The following is a 17897-nucleotide window of genomic DNA, read 5'->3' on the forward strand; positions in this document are numbered from 1 at the left end:
AAATGTTTTCTTAATTCACCGCCCCATTTTGGGTAGCTGTTTTTTCTTCCTCACAGCAATCACTTAAGAAATGGCTGATCCAGTCGTTTTCTTCACGATAAGCGTTCATGGCATCTTGGACGCACTTTGGTGGTACCAGTTTGAAACCGGAAGAGATGTATCTTTTTGCTCCCGCAATCATCCACGAGAGAATTGCTCCGCCGCATCGCTCGGACAGCACCTTGGCATAGTTCTTAATTTCTCCCTTGGCACCCCTGAAATTTGCCTTTAGAGGAATAACGATCAGGCGGTCCCAGGTGCCTTTGTCGATGGTCCCGACTTTGGGCAGATGGTTGGTATAAAGCACCGTCGTATGCGTCGGGATGAAGTTAAATGGTGCTTCAAATTTTTTCTCAGCATGGATGGGATCTGTGCTGGAGAGATTTTTCAAAGAGCCTGAGTCGAGCCTTTTCCCTTCGGGTAGCTCGGCTGCGAGAATAAGCCTCTTGTTGTGTGTCTCGGCAAGCTCCGCACCTTTGTTCTTGGTCGGCTTTACGGTTAACAGCTCGGCGGAGATGGTACCGGCGTAGTCTCCTAAAACATAGAACTTGGCGTTATTGAAGGTGGATTTACCGTTTCCGCCTTCACCGTACTGGATCACAAGATTTTCATTTAAGACTTCTCCGATGCACTCTACACCGGATTCCAGCTGCAGGTAATCTTCGAGAGCCTTGTCTTTGCAGGTGAAATCACGAAGGAACCGGAGCCATTCGTCCATACCTTTGTCATTTGGTGATACAGCACAAATTTTGGTGCAGTAGTCCTTCGGATCATGCGTCCGCAATTTTCCGCTGCGAAGATCCACCGTCCCGTCCGGCGTGTTTAAGAGAAAACCGTCTTTATCAAGCATTTTCACATCGACTTGCACCATCGGTTTCAGCTCAGTGATAGTTGCCTTGATGTTGGAAGATTTCCGGCGGCTTAAGACAAACTTGTAGAAGGCTTCCGCTTTTTCCTGTGTTTCATCACTTTCCGCTTCATTCATCATTTTCCACGCAAGGCAGAGCTGCTTATGGGTAAATCCCTGCAGCGCTTTCTGCACTAAGAGGTCATCGTCTTTCCAGACTTTTCCCGTGAAATAATAGAGACCGAGACCTTTGACATAGATGACCTTGTCAGTAGCCGCTTCGAGAAAGGCTTTTGCCTGTCCGACATCGGTAAAGTCAGACGGGATGAGACTTTCTTCGAATTCCATGCTGTTGTATTCAGCAGGCGAGATATAATTTTTATCCGCTTTGATGGTGCTGTTGTAAAAACCGACTGCACTGTTCCAGATGCTGCTGAGTTCTTCTTCAGAAAGCGGAGGTGTGCATTTTTTTGCTTCCTCAAGATAGGCTTCATGCGCTTTATTATCATCGGTGCCATATTTCTTGAGCACAAGTCCTGCAAAATGGGACATGGTAGTGTTTCGCGCGCCTTCTGTGATTTTGGCATTGGCACGGCTCATAAATTCATCAATGCAAAAAGTACCATCGAAATATTCAACCTGTGGATTCTCAACACCGAAGAAGAAACGCGCCGCGTCAAGTGCACCATCATCGAAGGCGGGAAACCTTGCCCGCACTTTTTTCTTAAGGCGGTTATATAGCTTCGCATCGCTTATGGAAGTTTTCAGAGGAAAGTAGATGTGAAACTTGGGACGCGCGGCTTTTCCGTCCTTTTCCTTCATGTTATTTCGGGAATAAACCACAAAAAAGCGCACGTCAGGATAAGCCGCTTGAACATCTTTCGGGGTTTTCCACTCAGCAGGTGGAATATCTGAAGCTAATGGATCGGAAGATACGTTGTCACAGTCCAGCGGCAGACAGTCGGATTCCTGAAAGGTTTTATTGCTTCTGTAGCCTTTGATGAGCTTCTTGCGCTGGTTATAGCCATCCTTGTAAATCGCACAGACGTGATCAAAGGCAGCGACCTTTTTCAGGTCGTCTGCCGTTTTGATCTCTGCAATAAAGGGATAGCTTGTATTTGTTTTCTTGCCGCGAACATTCGAATAGCTGATTCTCATTCTTCAACCTCCTTCAAGTCCTCGGTGAAATAGCGAACGTTTCGCCTGTGGTATTTGGCATATCCGATCTCTTTGGTCATACCGAGAGAGGGTTTTCCAAATGCCCAAAGCTCGGTGCATTTGTCGATCAGGATTTGTCCGAAGAAAAGCGCCAGCTCACGTTCGCTTTTCTCATCCATGAACTGCGGATACATGAGATGGGGCACGATTGGGATAAAGCCTTGATCAACGGCAAAGCGGGCATAGCGCTTGGCGGCTTCGGTGTTTTTCTCAACATCTCCAGCATAAGGAGAGGCGATATAGACAAGCGGCATATAAGGATAGCGATGCGTCTTAAAGATTGCTTCATAGGCGGTCGGATCCGCGTAGCCTTCTGCGTTTTGATATAGGTTTTCCATCAGCGCACCTCCTTGATTTGTAGTTTCATGGCATACCATTCGAGGTAGCGTTTTCGTTGCTGAAAATCAGGGACGGCAACAAGCAGTCCGACATCGACTTTTTGCAAAATGTTGAGCATGGAGATTTCATCTTGCGAAAGATACGGACGTATGGATGTTCCTTTATCGATGCCGTGTACTTCTCGGTAATGCTTGGCATCCATGCCAAGCACGATGCGGTTAAGCATATTGCATTCGTTCGAGTAGTGATATGGTTTCGGGTTGTCATGGAGAAGCTGGATGTTTTCCGTCAGCAGTGGGAACTCCTGTCTTGCCGATACCAGCGTTTTGATGAAGGTTTCCATTTCGTTGAAACGCTTGATATAGAGTTCTTTGAACCGCATTGCCTTTTTGCCGGTGTATCCCATTGCCAACATGGTGAAACCATCACGAGTTAAGTAGTAACAGGGCAGTTTTCGTCCGGTATTGTCCTTATAACTACTGAGCTCAAAATTGAGCTTAACAAATTGTTCACTCAATCCAGATTTGGATTCAGTGAGTTTTTGAATGTCGCGCAGGATATGGAAGTGTTCTTTCTCGAAAAATTGCGCAATTGCTCTTGAATCGACACGAGCTGTGTCATGGTTGTCTGCGAATACTCCGTATTCGTCTTTTGGAATTAGTTCTTGCATTAAAAACCTCCGTTTCTACAGATGGAGGGAGCACCATTGCTGCCCTCATCACTTCCTGAAGAAACGGAGATGGTTTGGACGAACTTTTTAGAGAAAATAAAAAACATGCCACTGCTCAGATTGCTAAAACCGCAAAAGGAGGTAGCGAAAAGTGACACCCTTGAAAACTCAATAACAAAGTGTTATTGAGCAGCATCGCTCTCATAGAGTGAACGAAACGTTCACTCCCTTAAAACAATCTCGACTACCGTTTTGGTAGCCGAGACTTTTTAATCTTTCTTGTAAAACTCGCACTCATAGCCGTCGGCTTTGAGCGGCAAGCCTTCAGCCCACGGCGGCGTGCGGCTCATCTGTTCACAGACTGCATCAAGGGACATACGAGGATCGGCTTCAATCACGACCTCATCATGGATATGCATAACAATCGAGCAGTTATGAAGTGTCCGCATGGCATAGGCCAAGATGTCACGAGCAGTTGCCTGCACGATATTTTCCACGAACTTTGGACCGTAGGAGTCAATGCGATCCCATTTCTTTCCGGTGATGACACCCTCATAGGTGACGCAGGGAGATCCGAAGCGGTTCTCATCGAGCTTTGGTTTTACATAGGCTAAGGCCCTTCCGGAGGGCAGCATGATGAAGAGCATGCCGGAACGGCAGCGAAAGGTGAGACCGTGTGTCTTGGTGACTTTCTTATGGCGGACAGCTTCAAGGATGGCACGATCCACGTCCCACCAGAATCTGACGATCTTCGGATTGGCAGATCGCCAAGCATCAACGATGGGTTTTAATTCTTCTTCGGAAAGTCCCATCTCAAGCGCGCCCATCGCTTTTAAGGCTCCGATCGAGCCGCCATAGCCACAGGCCAGTGTTGCTATTTTCCCTTTTTGGCGGAGTTCTCCATTGATACCGTGTTTAACGACGGGTACCCCGAACATTCGCGATGCCGTCTCGCAGTAAAGGTCTTTTCCGGCTACAAAGGCATCGAGGGAATCTTGCTGCCCTGCGTACCAGGCGATAACCCTGGCTTCAATGGCTGAGTAGTCGGAAACGATGAACTTATGACCTTCCTTTGGAACAAAAGCGGTCCGTACCAGCTGGGATAAGGTGTCCGGTACATCTTCGTAGAGGAATTTAACAGCTTCAAAATCTCCTACTCTCACCAGCGCTCTGGCAGCGCCAAGATCCGGCAGGTGGTTTCTGGGGAGATTTTGCATTTGCACGAGTCTTCCTGCCCAGCGCCCTGTACGGTTGGCCCCGTAAAACTGAAACATGCCACGAACTCTGCCATCTTTACAGGCGGCATTTTGCATCGTCTGATATTTCTTAACCGAGGATTTGGCAAGCTGACTGCGAAGCATAAGAGCATCCCGCAGCTTAGGCGGTGCGGTTTGAATCAGTTCTGCGACTTGCTTTTTGCCGAGCGACTCCGTGGGCATACCGTTTTGGGCAAGCCAGTCTTTCATCTGAACGACCGAATTCGGATTCTCCAAGTTAGTGATGGCTTTCATCTTGGTGATGAGCTCATCCTTTGAGCGCCTGTCCATCTCAACGGCTGCATTCGCTAAAGTAAGATCGACTTTCACGCCGCGGTCGTTAATCTCCTGATCAATGGCGTATTCGTCCCAGAGAAAATCCGGCACAGGGTAATTTTTGAGCCTCTCTTTGATGGAAAGTTCCACCTCGACATCGCGCTTGTTGTAGGCCTTGAAGGTTTTCCACATGTCCGGTGCATCAGAGGGAAGATGTCGTTTTCCGGTTTGCCTGTCCGGCATGCAGAAATATCGGATGAGGTCTTTACCTTCTTTCATCTTTTGATTTTGAAGGCCGAGTACTGTACCGACACCTTCCAGTGATAGTGGAAGACCCAAAGTTGCTGCCCAGACCATCGAACAGCGCCAAGAGGCGGGATTAAGAAATCTTGCCATCTCTGTTGAAAGCGGATGATGGTCATGAAAGGGATCAAGGCTTATGCCGATATCCGATAGATAGCGAGATAAACAAACTCTCTCAAAATTCGCGTTATATGCCCATTTAATAACGGTGTCGTCTGTCAATGCATCCAGAATGACGTTGGGGATTTGTTCGCCTTGTGCAAGGTCGATGACCCGAACTTCACCGCCATCGATCGAGCAGCCGAAGAGCAGAATGTTAAAATCAGGCGCTTCGGCGTACTTATATACGCCTGCTTTGGCCAGTTCAACGGACGAAAATGACTCTATATCAATGCTAAGTGTTTTCAAAATTTCACCTCCTAAATGGCAGAAAGGCAGACTGCATCTCCAGTCTGCCTCTCCGCATCATTTGCTTTTAACGGGTTGTGGTGTCGTTCTTTTTCTTCTCGCGCTTTTCAAGCCTTGCAATGAGCACGTTGGCAAAGGCGGCACCGAAGGTGAATCCGACAGCCATCGATAAGATGAGCTGGCACATGAAATCAAGTAGATTTGTCATGGCACACCTCTTAGCTCAAGAAGTCATCGTCATCATCGGTTGCAAAGTCTTCTGCGGCAGAAGCATGACCGCCGAGCGGCTCGCCGTCACGGATTTTCTGCAGGTTGTTGAGACCACAGGCGATGCCGCGATTTCCGTTGGAGTTGAACGCATAAAAATTGATGGACGCGCGGCCGTAAACGCCTGAGTAAACTTCGGAGCTGTCGATGATTTCATTTCGGTCGGCATCGACGATGCCCGGCTTGGTGGTGGAGTTGGCATTTACAAAATAACTGTTTGCATACGCCTCATCGTCCGGACGTTCAGCATCTCCATCACGAAGCGGCGTTTTGATTGCCGCAAGTGCGGGTACCGAGCGGCCGTTTCCTTTGAGTTTGGCTTCACCTTCCTTGTAGGCGGCTTCGATGGCAGCTTTGATTTTCCCTAAAGTGACGGTATCGGACTTGGGGATAATGAGCGAAACGCTGTACTTCGGTGTGCCGCCGTTGATGGATTTTGGCTGCCACACGTTGGCATAACTCCAGCGAGTGTCTTTTCCTGTGATAACCTTCATCGGGTTTGTAAATTTTGACATTTAATTTTCCTCCTTAAAATCTTCTTTTGCTGAATTCATGGCCGGACGTTTATCGGACTCCGGCACGAGGGTTGGTTTTCCTTGCGGCTTTTCAATTAAGCCTTCAAGCAGCTCCTCAAAGCGGTTTTTGCCTAAGAGCTTGGTCATAGCGGTGATGCCGAGGAGCTTTTCCTCATAAGGATTAAAGCCTGCATCGGATACCTTCTTTGCGACGGCATCTTCGTTTACGTATTTACGGTTGCTTCTTCCTGCGACGAGCTTATATCCGTACCACTCTTTTCCTGCCACTGCACGTGTCAGGGCATAGGCCTTGATGTCTTCCGCCCAGCTTGTAAGTTCATCAAGAAGAGGCAAAATCGCTTCGATGTCCGCATCGGTTAAGGTAGGCGGAAGGGCAAAGTCATATCTTGCCAGCGCGAGATTGGCTTCCGCTCTGGCTCGGCAGTCGGCCTTTGCCTTGCAGAAGCGGCAATGTTCGCCGGCTGTAAAGTCGCCTTTACCTTCGGCGGCAAGTTCCGCCTTTGGTTTGAGTGTGTTCTCTGCCCAGTCCAGCAGATCCGATGCTTTCATCTCAAAGACGGATACGCTGTCACGCCGTGGCTGAAAGATCGTCATCGATACGGTCTCAATGTCATAGAGCGCAGAAAACATCTCATAGGCCCCGAGGGCATAGCACATGAGCTGCGGATTATGATCGGCTTCAACGAGCACGCCCTGTCCATATTTGAGATCTGTGATGGAAAGCTTGCCGTCGGCGATGATGAGGGCATCGGCAGTACCAAAACCATCCGGTACATAGGTGGAAAAGTCCACACGCTGTTCCACCAGAACGATTGGATCAATCGTTGCCTTTTTAGCTTCGGCGACTTGCTCCAGCACGTAGCCGGCATAGGCATCGGTCGCTTCATCCATTTCCTCGTTAAAATAATCAAGATTCTCCGTCGGATCATCGGCTTTCCTGCCTAACGCTTTCAGCACCTTGTACTCGGCAAGAGCGTGCGCCGCGGTGCCTTCTTGTGCATAAGAGCTTGACGTGTCCTCATACTTTGCCGAAAGCAGAGCCGAGGGCGGACAGGCAAGCCAGCGATAGGCACTTGATGCGGAAAGCAGCGCATGTTTAGCCTTCATGTAGCACCTCCGCATCACGAAGCAGTGCTTCGTAATTTTTCGGATCAACTTTAGAGAGTCTGTCCGCGCCGTACTTTTCGATCAGGGCGCGCACTTCTGCGGTGTGACCCGCACGGGAGATGTCCGCTAAGACGGCCCGCACGTCTTCAAGCTTCAGCTCCGGCTTTGGCGTTTTTGCAGGAACCGTCACTTCTTCCGGTGCCGTGCTGAACATCGCTTCCAGCTCGGCAGCGATATCGCTTAGTTGTTCGCTACAGGAATGTAGGTCGTCTATAACAGCTTTCATCTTTTTCATTTGTCCCATAAGGATTGCCTCCTTTCTTTGTCTGAATCAGTTTTCTTGTCAGGTCTTTGGTGATAATTGATATGGCAGAGAGCACTTCGATGAGTTCTTCTCTTGTCACACCCGGCACATTGCTTTGTGGTCTCATGGCTACCTCCTTTCCTTCGGGGCCTGCCGTTTTGCCCCTCTATCCCTCCCTGAAGAAAGGGAGGGACGTTGGACGAAGGTTTAAGGTTTAGGAATAAGAGATGAGATCCAAAAGAAGGTCACGAAGCTCCGGATGCCGGCTTTTCAGCCGAGCAAAAAGCTGACGTTTTCGGTAGTTCAGTGTGGTACGTTTGATGCCGAGGATTTCTGCCATGTCGCGCTCGGATTGACCGGCGACAACAAGACGGATGATTTGGCGCTCCTCGTCCGTGAGACCTGCGAAAATACGGCTGAGTTCTTCGCGCAAAGTTTTACGCGCAAGGACGCCTTCCGGTGAATACGCTTCCGATGCAGGAAGCACATCGGCGTAGGTAAGCGCGCTGTCTGTTTGTACGGTGTCATGGATGGAGACAAACTTCCCGGCAGAACGAAATGGACAGCCGACGCATATGCCATCGCAGCGGTTGATGTTTGCCTTGGTGACGTGGCATTCGCCGTGATACTGCATCTTCATGCGGATACGGGCGCATTCGTTCTCGTAGTCTTTCTTGTGTTCAGGGCTTGTCTCGACCAGACCGAGACCGCGAATATAAATCTTTGATACATGATTTTCTTTCTTTGACATTTCTTGACTCCTTGTCCGCCTGACTTGCGGTTAAGGAGCGAGGAAATGAAAAGAGCCGGTGCATTTTGACACCGACTCTTGAACAGACAACCTGAAAATAGGGCGCAGAAAAGAGAAGGTGTGAAAAACGCTTGTTTCAGGCCTTTCGACCTAAAATAGTTCTTTTCAAACCCTCGCCCTATTACGTAATTCAGGCTTAGATTTAGTTTTGAATGGAACAGTTACGTTCCCGTGATACGAGTTGCCCCGAAGGGCTGGCAGATGGGGTGTTCACACGTGAGAACAGATCATCATCCGCCTAATGCAATGATTACTTGCGTTTGCTTGGCTTCGTCTGCGCCAGAGCGCTTCCGGCTACAGCTTTGGACGTCTTGCTGAAGCGACCGTCGCGTAAGACAGTTGATGCCTTGCGAGCGATCTTCGCTGATGTCTGCTTGGTGTTTCTCGCCATGTAAATCGCCTCCCTTCTGAATTCATGTCAGCTCACAGCCTCCACTTTCGTAAAGTTTTTCTTTACTCGATGCAACCTCAGATGCTATAATTAATAAATCAGAGGGTTTGTGTAGATGGGTTTCTGAACTGCACCTTTAGAATACAAAGTGACTGATTCCGATCCCTGAGAAATCCTGAGAGAAAAACCTGAGAAAACCTGAGAAAAAAGAAAGGAGGATCCGCCTTGGAATTTAATGAATGGTGTAAAGCTATGAAACCGCTCGTTCCGGGTGGTCTCGGCGGACCTTCTTATATGAGAGAACTCATTTCCATGTTCACGACGGTATCGGAAGATGAGTGGACAACCAGAAAAGATCCGTCCGTTCTACCCAGCGATGCCACTTTAGAGTCGATGTTTTCAAGAGCGTCATCCTTTACGATGAAATTTGCTAATGCGCTTTTATCACGTCTGAACCTAAAAAACTTGATGGGGTTGATCAAAGCCCTGGATCTACCCGCGAAAAAGCTAATAGCAGATAATTTCGCCGCCTATGGTGTTGACGTTGAGGTTAAGGATCTCGTTAAGCAGGCAAGCTTAGAACTTGTCAGGATTTTGCAAAAGAAAGCAAAACAGACAAACCGAAATAAAGAATACGAAATACTAATCAATCAATGGGCGGCCTTAACCGACTACAAAGAAGAGTTGTTGCTTCAATCCAGAGGTTGTCTTAAGTGCGGTAGATCTTTACAAATTTCATCCAATGCCAAGACGGCTCCTGCCTATGACATCATTCAGATTGATGAGAGCAAAGAAAATCCAACCATTGATGATTTTGCAGTTTTATGCCCGGAGTGCGCCGCTCAATACAACTTAAGCCATACGCCGGAACAACAAAAAAATCTGTATGAGAAAAAATCGCTGCTTAAGCAACAAGAGAAACTTGAACAAGCGACAGTTCCCATGCATTTAGACAAAGAAATCACGGCTTTACTGGTTGCTTTGAAAGATATTCCGGCAGCTAAAAAACAAACGGATCCCAAATATAATGCCTATCCTTTAAAAACAAAAATCGCAGACGAGGAGCTGATGCTCCAAGCCCGCGATGCGATGGCTATTTACAAATCTTTTATTGACACACAACTGAAGAGCTTGGACTCATCCGGCGTTTTGGATTTTGAAAGAATACGCAATCAAGTAAGAGGCATGTGGCTTGAACTAAAGCGGCTGCAGGTTGAGCAGCCTTTAGCCTTCAAAAAGATAACAGAATGGATGAGTCACGAAACAGGATCAGGTGAGTATATCTGCGCCATTGTAGTTTGTTATTTCATACAAATATGTGAGGTCTTTTCGCCTCGCAAGGAGGCTATTTCTGATGAGACTGCCGAATAAACTTTATACCTATGAAGAAAGCACATTATCTAATTTCCCCATCATCTTACGGGCTATTGGGAAAGATGGCATTTCTGTAGCGGATTTATCCCAGAGAATTGCTGGTGAGGTTGGTGGAGTTCTTGAACTTATTGAAGAGCTTGCTTTGCTTCTTTCAATTCAAGAAATAACGATAGACGAAAAAAGCGAGGTGATCTTGCGTGCTCATTAGTATATGGTCAGATAAATTCATCGAAGACGAAAAGCAGAGACCGCCCATTATTTTCCACGGTGGACTCAACATGATCGAAGGTGGTGCGAAAGCTGAAAATTCCATTGGAAAATCAACGGTGCTATATATCATTGATTTCGTTTTTGCCGGTAAGGATTTTTTGACAACGGATACCATTACACTTCCGCAAGCTGTAGGGCACCATACGATTTACTTCACGCTCAAATTCGGCGAAGACTACTACTATCTTTCGCGTGATACGTTGCGCCATGGGTTTATCAGTATTTATGCCGATGACACGTATCAGGAGAAGTCCGGCGAGTGGACGATCGATGACTATAAATTATTTTTAGCCGAGCAATATGGCCTGGATTTCAATGATTCCACATGGCGTGAATTAATCGGTCGCTTTGTACGCATCGGAGAAGAACCTCTTGCCAATTTGACTAAACCTTTACTTGCAGCTCCTCGAGAACCTGATGAGGCGGGAGTAAAAGCACTTCAAAAACTATTCGGAAAATACGATGAGCTTAAAGCCTTAGAAGACGAACTGGCAAAAGCCTCCAGTGAGTATTCCAGCTTGGAGACGATTGCAAAAAGCGGACTTAGTCCGTATATAAAGCTGCGTTCCCAAAAAGAACGAAAACAAGCAGCCGAAGAGTTAAGCGAAACAAAAACGAAGCTCGCAAGCTTAAAGGTGACCGCCGATTTATCTTTATATGATAAGACCAGAGAAATTAAATCGCAGGCTTCAAAACTGCGCATGAGCTTAAGACCACTGGAAGAAAAAAGAACGGCTCTTCAAAGTAGGCTAAAACTTGTCGAGGCTACGTTGGCGGGAGAACTCAGGATAAGCAGTGAGGAGTTAAATGCTTTTTATGAGTTCTTTCCTCAAGCGAACAAAGAAAAATTAGAGACAGTCGAATATTATCATCGCTCTCTCATCGGAATATTAAATGATCAGATTGATGAACAGGCAGAGCTTTACAAAAAAGAGCTTGGCCTTGTCAATGAGGCGATCAAACAAATTAAGGAGAAAATTTACTCGCTCAATGAATCAATTGAACTGGACGATGAAACCTATGAGAAAAATGGTGAGACCGTCGCAAAGATAAAGCGTCTTGCGGAACAAATATCTATGTTTGACAAGACGCAGGAACTGAAGAAGCTCAAAAAAGAAACCGGAGAAGCACTGAAGGAAAGACGGCCTGCCATTCTCGGAAGTCTGGCAAGCGACTTGAATGCCGCATTCCAAAGGAACAATGACTTTCTTTACCCGTATCAAGATCGCCTCGCACCATTTTTCTCTTTCAAAGAATCCAGAGAAGGAAAACTTGGCTATGGTTTTTCTTCCCAAGGCGATAACGGAGCCGGTGCAAAATCAAAGAATCTGATTTTGTTTGACATGGCGATTTTGGAATTGACAGCACTTCCTTTCGTTATCCATGATTCTACGGTCATCAAGCAGATTGCTTATTTGCCGGTTGTTAAAATGTTAGAGCTATACGAGAAGACAGCAAAATTATATGATCGTTGCGGCGATCCGAAACAAGTATTCTTTGCCTTTGATGCTTCCCCTGCCTATGGACAAGAAGCGGTTGAATTATCTGATGAGTTACGTGTCATTCATCTTGATGATGGGACCAAAGCCTTATATGGATACACATGGAATACCAAGAAAAACAAGAAGAATAGTGAAAAACCGCAATAGTGCCGTCAGCACACATCACACACATGGGGGCAATATGAAACTCTCTTATAACAAATTATGGAAAAGGCTAATCGATCTTAACTGGACAAAAGAAGATTTGCGAAAGAAAACAAAGATTAGCTCCACGACACTTGCAAAACTCAATCGCGGCGACAACGTTACAACGGACATTTTACTGAGAATTTGTGAGGTTCTCAGCTGCGATTTAAACGACATCGTTGAAACCGTTCATGAGGATCCTGCAGAGCCTACACCACAGAATGACGGCAAACTTGCCGATTAATACAGGAGAACAAAGTTATAGCAGAAAAGAAAGTCATCCGTTATGTCTAAGAAAGCTACAGAATTTCAATTAAAAATCATGTCAAGAGGCTACCGTGGCAAAGGCATCTTCAAGCCGATCAACACGGGCCGGATTGATGAGCATGTGCGCTGCGTGCGGGAGTATGCCGCCAATATCTTCTTTTACACCAAAGGCAATGAGACCATCATGCTTGATGCCGGCTACAACTATCCGCGGTTGAAAGAGAAGATGAAATGGCTGGATCTGGACCCGGCCAAGATCAAAGATATTCTTATCACCCATCAGGATACCGATCATGTCGGTGCGGTGGAAGAGGACAGCGACGGTCTTTTCAGACATGCCCATCTCTACATCGGAGAAATTGAAAATCGTTATTTGACGGGTGAGGTACGCCGCAAGGTAAGCTTCGGGCTCTACAAGCTTCCGCAGGTTGTCATCAAAAATGAAAAAACGCTGCTGAAAGACGGCGATATCTTTTCTATCGGAGATATCCGCATCGAATGCTTCTTAGTGCCGGGCCACACTTGGGGACATCTGGTGTATCTCATTGACGATGCCTATGTGTTCTTGGGTGATACCATCTGGCTGGGCTATGACGGCGGCTATAGCTTTATCAATGCCTTAGCAGAAAACAACAAGTTGGCCATTCGCTCTCTTGCTACTTTGAAGGCAAAGCTTGAAGAACGAAACTCGCGTCCGATGTTCATTACCGGACATACGGGTTACAGCCGCGACTTCGACTTTGTCTTTCGTCATACCGATAAAGCGTGTAATGCTTTTTGCAAACAAAAGCCCGTTGATCCTGCGGCGCCCTATGACAGCTACGACGAAAGCGATGACACCTCAGAAGGTGCGCAGGGTGGTTTTTTGCCGGAAGCTGCACAGTATGGAGGTAAACAATGATTCTGACGCTTTTCCTATCCTCGATTATGATGGCAGGGCTTTTCTTACTTTTATTGGCGGGCGTAGGTTTTATCCAGGACAAGAAGTTTTTTACATCAGCACCCAAAGCCGTTTATGAAGCCGTCGAGGAAAAACCAGAACGTTTTCGCGGACAGCATATCCTCGGCTGGAGCTTAGCCCTGCTGGCAATGCTTTGTATGGCGGGAGCTGTTATTGTCGGTGCAGTAGACGGTATCAAGAATGGCTTTACCTTCCTGCAGTTTTATATACGCTTTGCCGTGATGATGCTTTTGCTGAAAGTCTTTGATATTTTCTTCTTTGATTGGTTTTTGCTTTGTAGGTCTACGTTCTTTCCGCATTTTTATCCGGAAGTCAAAGCCTTGTTGGGCCCGCAGCTTTTTGGCTACAACAAAAAAGATCACCTCATCCATGTCATCGCTATACTTGTGGGCTCTGCTGTCTTGGCGGGCTTATGTGTGTGGGTTCAATAAGGGAACTTAAATCATGAAACAAAAAGAAAATCGGGATAATAAAAGCTTCTGGGATCGCATTGCCAAGCTCTATACGCGAATACAGGAAAAAGGAAACAAACAACTCTATGAGACATTAATCAAGAAAATCGAAGCACATTTGTCGGATGAGCAATCTGTGCTGGAGCTGGGATGTGGCACTGGACAGCTTAGCCTTCCGCTTGCGCCAAAGGCAAAAACATGGCTTGCTACAGATTTCTCAGAACGCATGATTGCAGAGGCAAAGAAAAGAGAAAAGTCTTCAAATCTTTGCTTTTGCGTGGAAGATGCGACAGCACTTTCCTTTGACAGCAATCGCTTTGATGTTGTGCTTATAGCTAATACGCTGCACATTATGCCAAAGCCAAAAAAGGCCTTAGAAGAAATTCATCGCATTCTTAAAACAGATGGCTTACTGATCGCACCCACCTTTGTCGCTGAAGAAAAGATCCATCGACTCAAGCTGTGGCTGATGAAAAGAATCGGATTTCATGTTTTTCACAGCTGGAAACTTGCAGAATTTAAAGCATTTATCTGCCAAAACGATTTTGAACTCCTGCAATGCGAACTTCTACCGGCCAGTCCTTGGCCAGAGTGTTTTTTAGTGGCCAGAAAAATCAATGGCACCATGGGCAAAGGGAGCGATTTCAAGGAGGTGTGATCATGGTGATTCATGACATCAATCAGAACAAGCGAGAAGTTATCCTCCTCATCCATCCGATGAATTTTTCCGGCAAAATGATGATGGATAGCATGGCAAAAGATGTAGGACGGATTTTGCGGACATTCAAAATAAAAAAGAATGTGGAGGTAACAGACAATGGCAACATCATTATTTGAGGAAATGGGCGGCAGATACGAAAGGCAAGGCGATTATTTAATCCCATGCTTAACTGTACCCGCCGAAGAAGAACAGCCAATAGGCATATGGGGACAGCAGCATTTAGACTATCTGAAGCAGTACCGCAAAGTTACATACACCAATCTTCTTACAAGTGGCAGGCTCAACACCTACCTTGCCGACATCGACAGGCAGGCGCAGGAATGCTTTGAGCGGCTCATAGAAGGCATGAAACAGGCGCAGGGCATAACAGAACGCCTAAAGGAAGAAAACGCTTTAGAATGGGTTAGGCGGCTTAATAATATAGGGGCTTGTGCGAGGGAGATTGTGGAGAAAGAAATTATTTTTGCATAAACAGATGATTAGTGGCAGGGTGAAATCCTGCCGCTTTTTCTGCTTTAGTTTGTCAGCTTGACAAATAAAGGGTTAAGGAATATAATTAAATTCAGTTTTATACAAGGAGTTAATAAATATGCGGCAAGGTATTCTTAAATAAACTGTCAATTTGATAGTGGGAACAAAAAGTAGCAGTCCTGTTTAACTTTTAATATGGGGCTTAGTTTTTTGTACCCAGTTTAAGAATACTTTTATCATGTAATTTTATATGCCCGAAAACATATAAGTGTTTTGGGGCTATTGGATTTATTTACCCAGTGATAGGAGTATTTATCACTGGGTATTTTTATGCCCTTTTTGGGTGTTGATAGGAGGAAAATCACATGAAAATAATTAACTTAGGAATTCTGGCTCACGTTGACGCAGGAAAGACAACTTTAACGGAGAGTTTATTGTATACCAGTGGTGCGATTACAGAACTAGGGAGTGTAGATAAAGGCACAACAAGAACAGATACAATGAATTTGGAGCGTCAAAGGGGAATCACTATCCAGACAGCAGTGACATCTTTTCAGTGGGAGGATGTAAAAGTCAACATTATAGATACGCCAGGTCATATGGATTTTTTGGCGGAAGTATACCGTTCTTTATCCGTTTTAGACGGAGCAGTATTATTAGTTTCTGCAAAGGATGGCATACAGGCACAGACCCGTATACTGTTTCATGCACTACAGACAATGAAGATTCCGACAATCTTTTTCATCAATAAAATTGACCAAGAGGGGATTGATTTGCCAATGGTATATCGGGAAATGAAAGCAAAGCTTTCTTCGGAAATTATAGTGAAGCAAAAGGTTGGGCAGCATCCCCATATAAATGTAACGGACAATGACGATATGGAACAGTGGGATGCGGTAATTATGGGAAACGATGAACTATTAGAGAAATATATGTCAGGGAAACCGTTTAAAATGTCAGAACTGGAACAGGAAGAAAACAGGAGATTCCAAAACGGAACGTTATTTCCCGTTTATCACGGAAGCGCTAAAAACAATCTGGGGGTTCGGCAGCTTATAGAAGTGATTGCCAGTAAGTTTTATTCATCAACGCCTGAAGGTCAATCTGAACTATGCGGGCAGGTTTTTAAGATTGAATATTCAGAGAAAAGGCGGCGTTTTGTTTATGTGCGTATATATAGCGGAACATTGCATTTGAGGGATGTTATTAGAATATCTGAAAAAGAGAAAATAAAAATCACAGAGATGTGTGTTCCGACAAACGGTGAATTATGTTCATCAGATACAGCCTGCTCTGGTGATATTGTAATTTTATCAAATGATGTTTTGCAGCTAAACAGTATTTTGGGGAACGAAATGCTGTTGCCGCAGAGAAAATTTATTGAAAATCCTCTTCCTATGCTCCAAACAACGATTGCAGTAAAGAAATCTGAACAGCGGGAAATATTGCTTGGGGCACTTACAGAAATTTCAGATGGCGACCCTCTTTTAAAATATTATGTGGATACTACAACGCATGAGATTATACTTTCTTTTTTGGGGAAAGTGCAGATGGAAGTCATTTGTGCCATCCTTGAGGAAAAATATCATGTGGAGGCAGAAATAAAAGAGCCTACTGTTATATATATGGAAAGACCGCTTAGAAAAGCAGAATATACCATCCACATAGAAGTCCCGCCAAATCCTTTCTGGGCTTCTATCGGGTTGTCCATAGAGCCGCTCCCTATTGGAAGCGGAGTGCAGTATGAAAGCAGAGTTTCACTTGGATATTTAAACCAATCGTTCCAAAATGCGGTTATGGAGGGGGTTCTCTATGGCTGCGAGCAGGGGCTGTATGGATGGAAAGTGACAGACTGTAAAATCTGTTTTGAATATGGATTGTATTATAGTCCTGTAAGTACCCCCGCAGACTTTCGGCTGCTTTCCCCTATCGTATTGGAGCAGACTTTAAAAAAAGCAGGGACAGAACTATTAGAGCCATATCTCCACTTTGAAATTTATGCACCGCAGGAATATCTCTCACGGGCGTATCATGATGCCCCAAGGTATTGTGCAGATATTGTAAGTACTCAGTTAAAGAATAACGAGGTCATTCTGAAAGGAGAAATCCCTGCCAGATGTATTCAAGAATACAGGAACGATTTAACTTATTTCACAAATGGGCAGGGAGTCTGCTTGACAGAGTTAAAAGGATACCAGCCAGCTATTGGTAAATTTATTTGCCAACCCCGCCGCCCGAATAGCCGTATAGATAAGGTTCGGCATATGTTCCACAAGTTAGCTTAACAGCTTGCAAAAGTCGTATAAAATGAGATTTGAAAGGATTAGAGACTAATTATGATGAAATGCGAATGGATATTATGTCCTGTTTGTGGGAGCAAAACCCGTAATAAAATTAGGAAGGACACTGTTTTGAAGAATTATCCCCTTTATTGTCCAAAATGCAGACAAGAAAGATTGATTAAAGTTGACAACTTGAAGATAACTGTCATCAAAGAGCCAGACGCTTAAGACGCAGAGCCGATGAAATTGTGGATCAATTCACGAATCATCGGCTCTTTTTGTTTCGTATTTGAAAGAACAAACTCACCAAATAAAAAAAACGATATTCGGGTGGGTTATTTTGTTATACCCTAAATTACCCTCTGAATTTGTTTTTAAATTTGGAGGGATTTTTTTATGTCCTTTTTTCGGGCAGTTATCTATCTGCTCATACGAAGCAAAATTTATCAATACATAGCATATCAGAGAACGGCAGGAAACCAGTTAAAAAAATTTCTGCCTATGCAACGGCACTTCCTGCCTTGAATGTAGAAGTACAATCTCCATACAACAGAATTAATATTTCCCATAACCGTAAAGGTCATAGAGCCTTTGCGGTTTTTCTTTTGTCGATTTTTGTTGGAAAGTGCCATAGGGCTA

Annotated in this window: 22 protein-coding genes; 11 read left to right on the forward strand and 11 right to left on the reverse strand. The window is 45.4% G+C overall.

What is annotated here, in order from left to right; all coding sequences use genetic code 11:
- Positions 1–10 precede the first annotated feature (10 nt).
- The 11 genes from FXY30_RS02275 to FXY30_RS07555 form a co-directional block, all read right to left on the reverse strand.
- Positions 11–2044, reverse strand: coding sequence for a phage/plasmid primase, P4 family (locus tag FXY30_RS02275; RefSeq protein ID WP_071705130.1), 2034 nt, complete (start codon positions 2042–2044; stop codon positions 11–13).
- Complete coding sequence (locus FXY30_RS02280; protein ID WP_022866305.1) at positions 2041–2442, reverse strand: DUF7768 domain-containing protein; 402 nt, start codon at positions 2440–2442, stop codon at positions 2041–2043. The genes FXY30_RS02275 and FXY30_RS02280 overlap by 4 nt, the downstream gene beginning before the upstream one ends.
- A complete protein-coding gene (locus tag FXY30_RS02285; RefSeq protein WP_022866306.1) occupies positions 2442–3113 on the reverse strand; it encodes a Rha family transcriptional regulator in 672 nt (223 codons plus the stop codon). The genes FXY30_RS02280 and FXY30_RS02285 overlap by 1 nt, the downstream gene beginning before the upstream one ends.
- Before the next feature lie 269 nt (positions 3114–3382).
- Positions 3383–5356: a DNA polymerase gene (locus FXY30_RS02290; protein WP_071705131.1), complete on the reverse strand. Its 1974-nt coding sequence runs from the start codon at positions 5354–5356 to the stop codon at positions 3383–3385.
- A gap of 67 nt (positions 5357–5423) precedes the next feature.
- A complete protein-coding gene (locus FXY30_RS07545) occupies positions 5424–5564 on the reverse strand; it encodes a hypothetical protein (protein WP_157885024.1) in 141 nt (46 codons plus the stop codon).
- 10 nt (positions 5565–5574) lie between these two features.
- Entirely contained in the window at positions 5575–6138 is a 564-nt protein-coding gene (locus tag FXY30_RS02295) for a DUF2815 family protein (protein WP_071705132.1), read from the reverse strand.
- Positions 6139–7266, reverse strand: coding sequence for a DUF2800 domain-containing protein (locus tag FXY30_RS02300; RefSeq protein WP_071705133.1), 1128 nt, complete (start codon positions 7264–7266; stop codon positions 6139–6141).
- Positions 7256–7570, reverse strand: a complete 315-nt coding sequence (locus FXY30_RS02305; protein ID WP_057002192.1) for a hypothetical protein — start codon at positions 7568–7570, stop codon at positions 7256–7258. Before FXY30_RS02305 ends, FXY30_RS02300 begins: the two co-directional genes overlap by 11 nt.
- Positions 7518–7697, reverse strand: a complete 180-nt coding sequence (locus FXY30_RS07550; RefSeq protein ID WP_162272130.1) for a hypothetical protein — start codon at positions 7695–7697, stop codon at positions 7518–7520. The genes FXY30_RS02305 and FXY30_RS07550 overlap by 53 nt, the downstream gene beginning before the upstream one ends.
- A gap of 87 nt (positions 7698–7784) precedes the next feature.
- Positions 7785–8321: a LuxR C-terminal-related transcriptional regulator gene (locus tag FXY30_RS02310; RefSeq protein WP_071705134.1), complete on the reverse strand. Its 537-nt coding sequence runs from the start codon at positions 8319–8321 to the stop codon at positions 7785–7787.
- A 310-nt stretch (positions 8322–8631) separates the two neighbouring features.
- Positions 8632–8772, reverse strand: a complete 141-nt coding sequence (locus FXY30_RS07555) for a hypothetical protein (protein ID WP_172619973.1) — start codon at positions 8770–8772, stop codon at positions 8632–8634.
- Between the two features lie 225 nt (positions 8773–8997).
- On the opposite strand from FXY30_RS07555, the gene FXY30_RS02315 reads away from it, so the two are divergent.
- From FXY30_RS02315 to FXY30_RS02360, 11 genes are all read left to right on the forward strand, one after another.
- A complete protein-coding gene (locus tag FXY30_RS02315) occupies positions 8998–10143 on the forward strand; it encodes an ABC-three component system protein (protein ID WP_071705135.1) in 1146 nt (381 codons plus the stop codon).
- Positions 10127–10354 carry an ABC-three component system middle component 7 gene (locus tag FXY30_RS02320; RefSeq protein ID WP_057001851.1) on the forward strand — a complete coding sequence of 76 codons (228 nt, stop codon included), beginning with the start codon at positions 10127–10129 and terminating at the stop codon, positions 10352–10354. Before FXY30_RS02315 ends, FXY30_RS02320 begins: the two co-directional genes overlap by 17 nt.
- Positions 10344–12065, forward strand: coding sequence for a DUF2326 domain-containing protein (locus FXY30_RS02325; protein WP_057001852.1), 1722 nt, complete (start codon positions 10344–10346; stop codon positions 12063–12065). Before FXY30_RS02320 ends, FXY30_RS02325 begins: the two co-directional genes overlap by 11 nt.
- Before the next feature lie 34 nt (positions 12066–12099).
- Positions 12100–12348, forward strand: coding sequence for a helix-turn-helix domain-containing protein (locus tag FXY30_RS02330; RefSeq protein WP_057001853.1), 249 nt, complete (start codon positions 12100–12102; stop codon positions 12346–12348).
- A 42-nt stretch (positions 12349–12390) separates the two neighbouring features.
- Positions 12391–13272, forward strand: coding sequence for an MBL fold metallo-hydrolase (locus tag FXY30_RS02335; RefSeq protein ID WP_057001854.1), 882 nt, complete (start codon positions 12391–12393; stop codon positions 13270–13272).
- Complete coding sequence (locus FXY30_RS02340; RefSeq protein WP_019190583.1) at positions 13269–13763, forward strand: hypothetical protein; 495 nt, start codon at positions 13269–13271, stop codon at positions 13761–13763. The genes FXY30_RS02335 and FXY30_RS02340 overlap by 4 nt, the downstream gene beginning before the upstream one ends.
- A 13-nt stretch (positions 13764–13776) precedes the next feature.
- On the forward strand, positions 13777–14442 hold the full coding sequence (locus FXY30_RS02345) for a class I SAM-dependent methyltransferase (RefSeq protein WP_019190582.1): 666 nt from the start codon (positions 13777–13779) through the stop codon (positions 14440–14442).
- 2 nt (positions 14443–14444) lie between these two features.
- The gene (locus FXY30_RS07560; RefSeq protein ID WP_157885025.1) at positions 14445–14621 is read left to right on the forward strand and encodes a hypothetical protein; all 177 of its coding nucleotides are present in this window, start codon (positions 14445–14447) and stop codon (positions 14619–14621) included.
- Positions 14602–14976, forward strand: a complete 375-nt coding sequence (locus FXY30_RS02350; protein ID WP_071705137.1) for a TnpV protein — start codon at positions 14602–14604, stop codon at positions 14974–14976. Before FXY30_RS07560 ends, FXY30_RS02350 begins: the two co-directional genes overlap by 20 nt.
- Before the next feature lie 365 nt (positions 14977–15341).
- Positions 15342–17261 (forward strand): tetracycline resistance ribosomal protection protein Tet(O), encoded by a 1920-nt coding sequence (gene tet(O), locus FXY30_RS02355; protein WP_071705138.1) that lies wholly within the window; start codon positions 15342–15344, stop codon positions 17259–17261.
- Positions 17262–17315: 54 nt separating this feature from the next.
- Complete coding sequence (locus FXY30_RS02360) at positions 17316–17486, forward strand: cysteine-rich KTR domain-containing protein (RefSeq protein WP_226896997.1); 171 nt, start codon at positions 17316–17318, stop codon at positions 17484–17486.
- Positions 17487–17897 lie beyond the last annotated feature (411 nt).

It is taken from the genome of Murdochiella vaginalis (assembly GCF_902381775.1).
GTDB classification, from domain to species: Bacteria; Bacillota; Clostridia; order Tissierellales; family Peptoniphilaceae; genus Murdochiella; species Murdochiella vaginalis.

Excerpts from the sequence above, each read along its gene's own strand:
- FXY30_RS02300 (WP_071705133.1), bottom strand. The coding sequence starts at position 7,266 with ATGAAGGCTAAACATGCGCTGCTTTCCGCATCAAGTGCCTATCGCTGG.
- FXY30_RS02285 (WP_022866306.1), bottom strand. The coding sequence starts at position 3,113 with ATGCAAGAACTAATTCCAAAAGACGAATACGGAGTATTCGCAGACAAC.
- FXY30_RS02320 (WP_057001851.1), top strand. The coding sequence starts at position 10,127 with ATGAGACTGCCGAATAAACTTTATACCTATGAAGAAAGCACATTATCT.
- FXY30_RS02345 (WP_019190582.1), top strand. The coding sequence starts at position 13,777 with ATGAAACAAAAAGAAAATCGGGATAATAAAAGCTTCTGGGATCGCATT.
- FXY30_RS02275 (WP_071705130.1), bottom strand. The coding sequence starts at position 2,044 with ATGAGAATCAGCTATTCGAATGTTCGCGGCAAGAAAACAAATACAAGC.
- FXY30_RS07560 (WP_157885025.1), top strand. The coding sequence starts at position 14,445 with ATGGTGATTCATGACATCAATCAGAACAAGCGAGAAGTTATCCTCCTC.
- FXY30_RS02310 (WP_071705134.1), bottom strand. The coding sequence starts at position 8,321 with ATGTCAAAGAAAGAAAATCATGTATCAAAGATTTATATTCGCGGTCTC.
- FXY30_RS07550 (WP_162272130.1), bottom strand. The coding sequence starts at position 7,697 with ATGAGACCACAAAGCAATGTGCCGGGTGTGACAAGAGAAGAACTCATC.
- FXY30_RS02295 (WP_071705132.1), bottom strand. The coding sequence starts at position 6,138 with ATGTCAAAATTTACAAACCCGATGAAGGTTATCACAGGAAAAGACACT.
- FXY30_RS02280 (WP_022866305.1), bottom strand. The coding sequence starts at position 2,442 with ATGGAAAACCTATATCAAAACGCAGAAGGCTACGCGGATCCGACCGCC.
- FXY30_RS02340 (WP_019190583.1), top strand. The coding sequence starts at position 13,269 with ATGATTCTGACGCTTTTCCTATCCTCGATTATGATGGCAGGGCTTTTC.
- FXY30_RS02330 (WP_057001853.1), top strand. The coding sequence starts at position 12,100 with ATGAAACTCTCTTATAACAAATTATGGAAAAGGCTAATCGATCTTAAC.
- FXY30_RS02305 (WP_057002192.1), bottom strand. The coding sequence starts at position 7,570 with ATGGGACAAATGAAAAAGATGAAAGCTGTTATAGACGACCTACATTCC.
- FXY30_RS07555 (WP_172619973.1), bottom strand. The coding sequence starts at position 8,772 with ATGGCGAGAAACACCAAGCAGACATCAGCGAAGATCGCTCGCAAGGCA.
- FXY30_RS07545 (WP_157885024.1), bottom strand. The coding sequence starts at position 5,564 with ATGACAAATCTACTTGATTTCATGTGCCAGCTCATCTTATCGATGGCT.
- FXY30_RS02350 (WP_071705137.1), top strand. The coding sequence starts at position 14,602 with ATGGCAACATCATTATTTGAGGAAATGGGCGGCAGATACGAAAGGCAA.
- FXY30_RS02360 (WP_226896997.1), top strand. The coding sequence starts at position 17,316 with ATGAAATGCGAATGGATATTATGTCCTGTTTGTGGGAGCAAAACCCGT.
- FXY30_RS02335 (WP_057001854.1), top strand. The coding sequence starts at position 12,391 with ATGTCTAAGAAAGCTACAGAATTTCAATTAAAAATCATGTCAAGAGGC.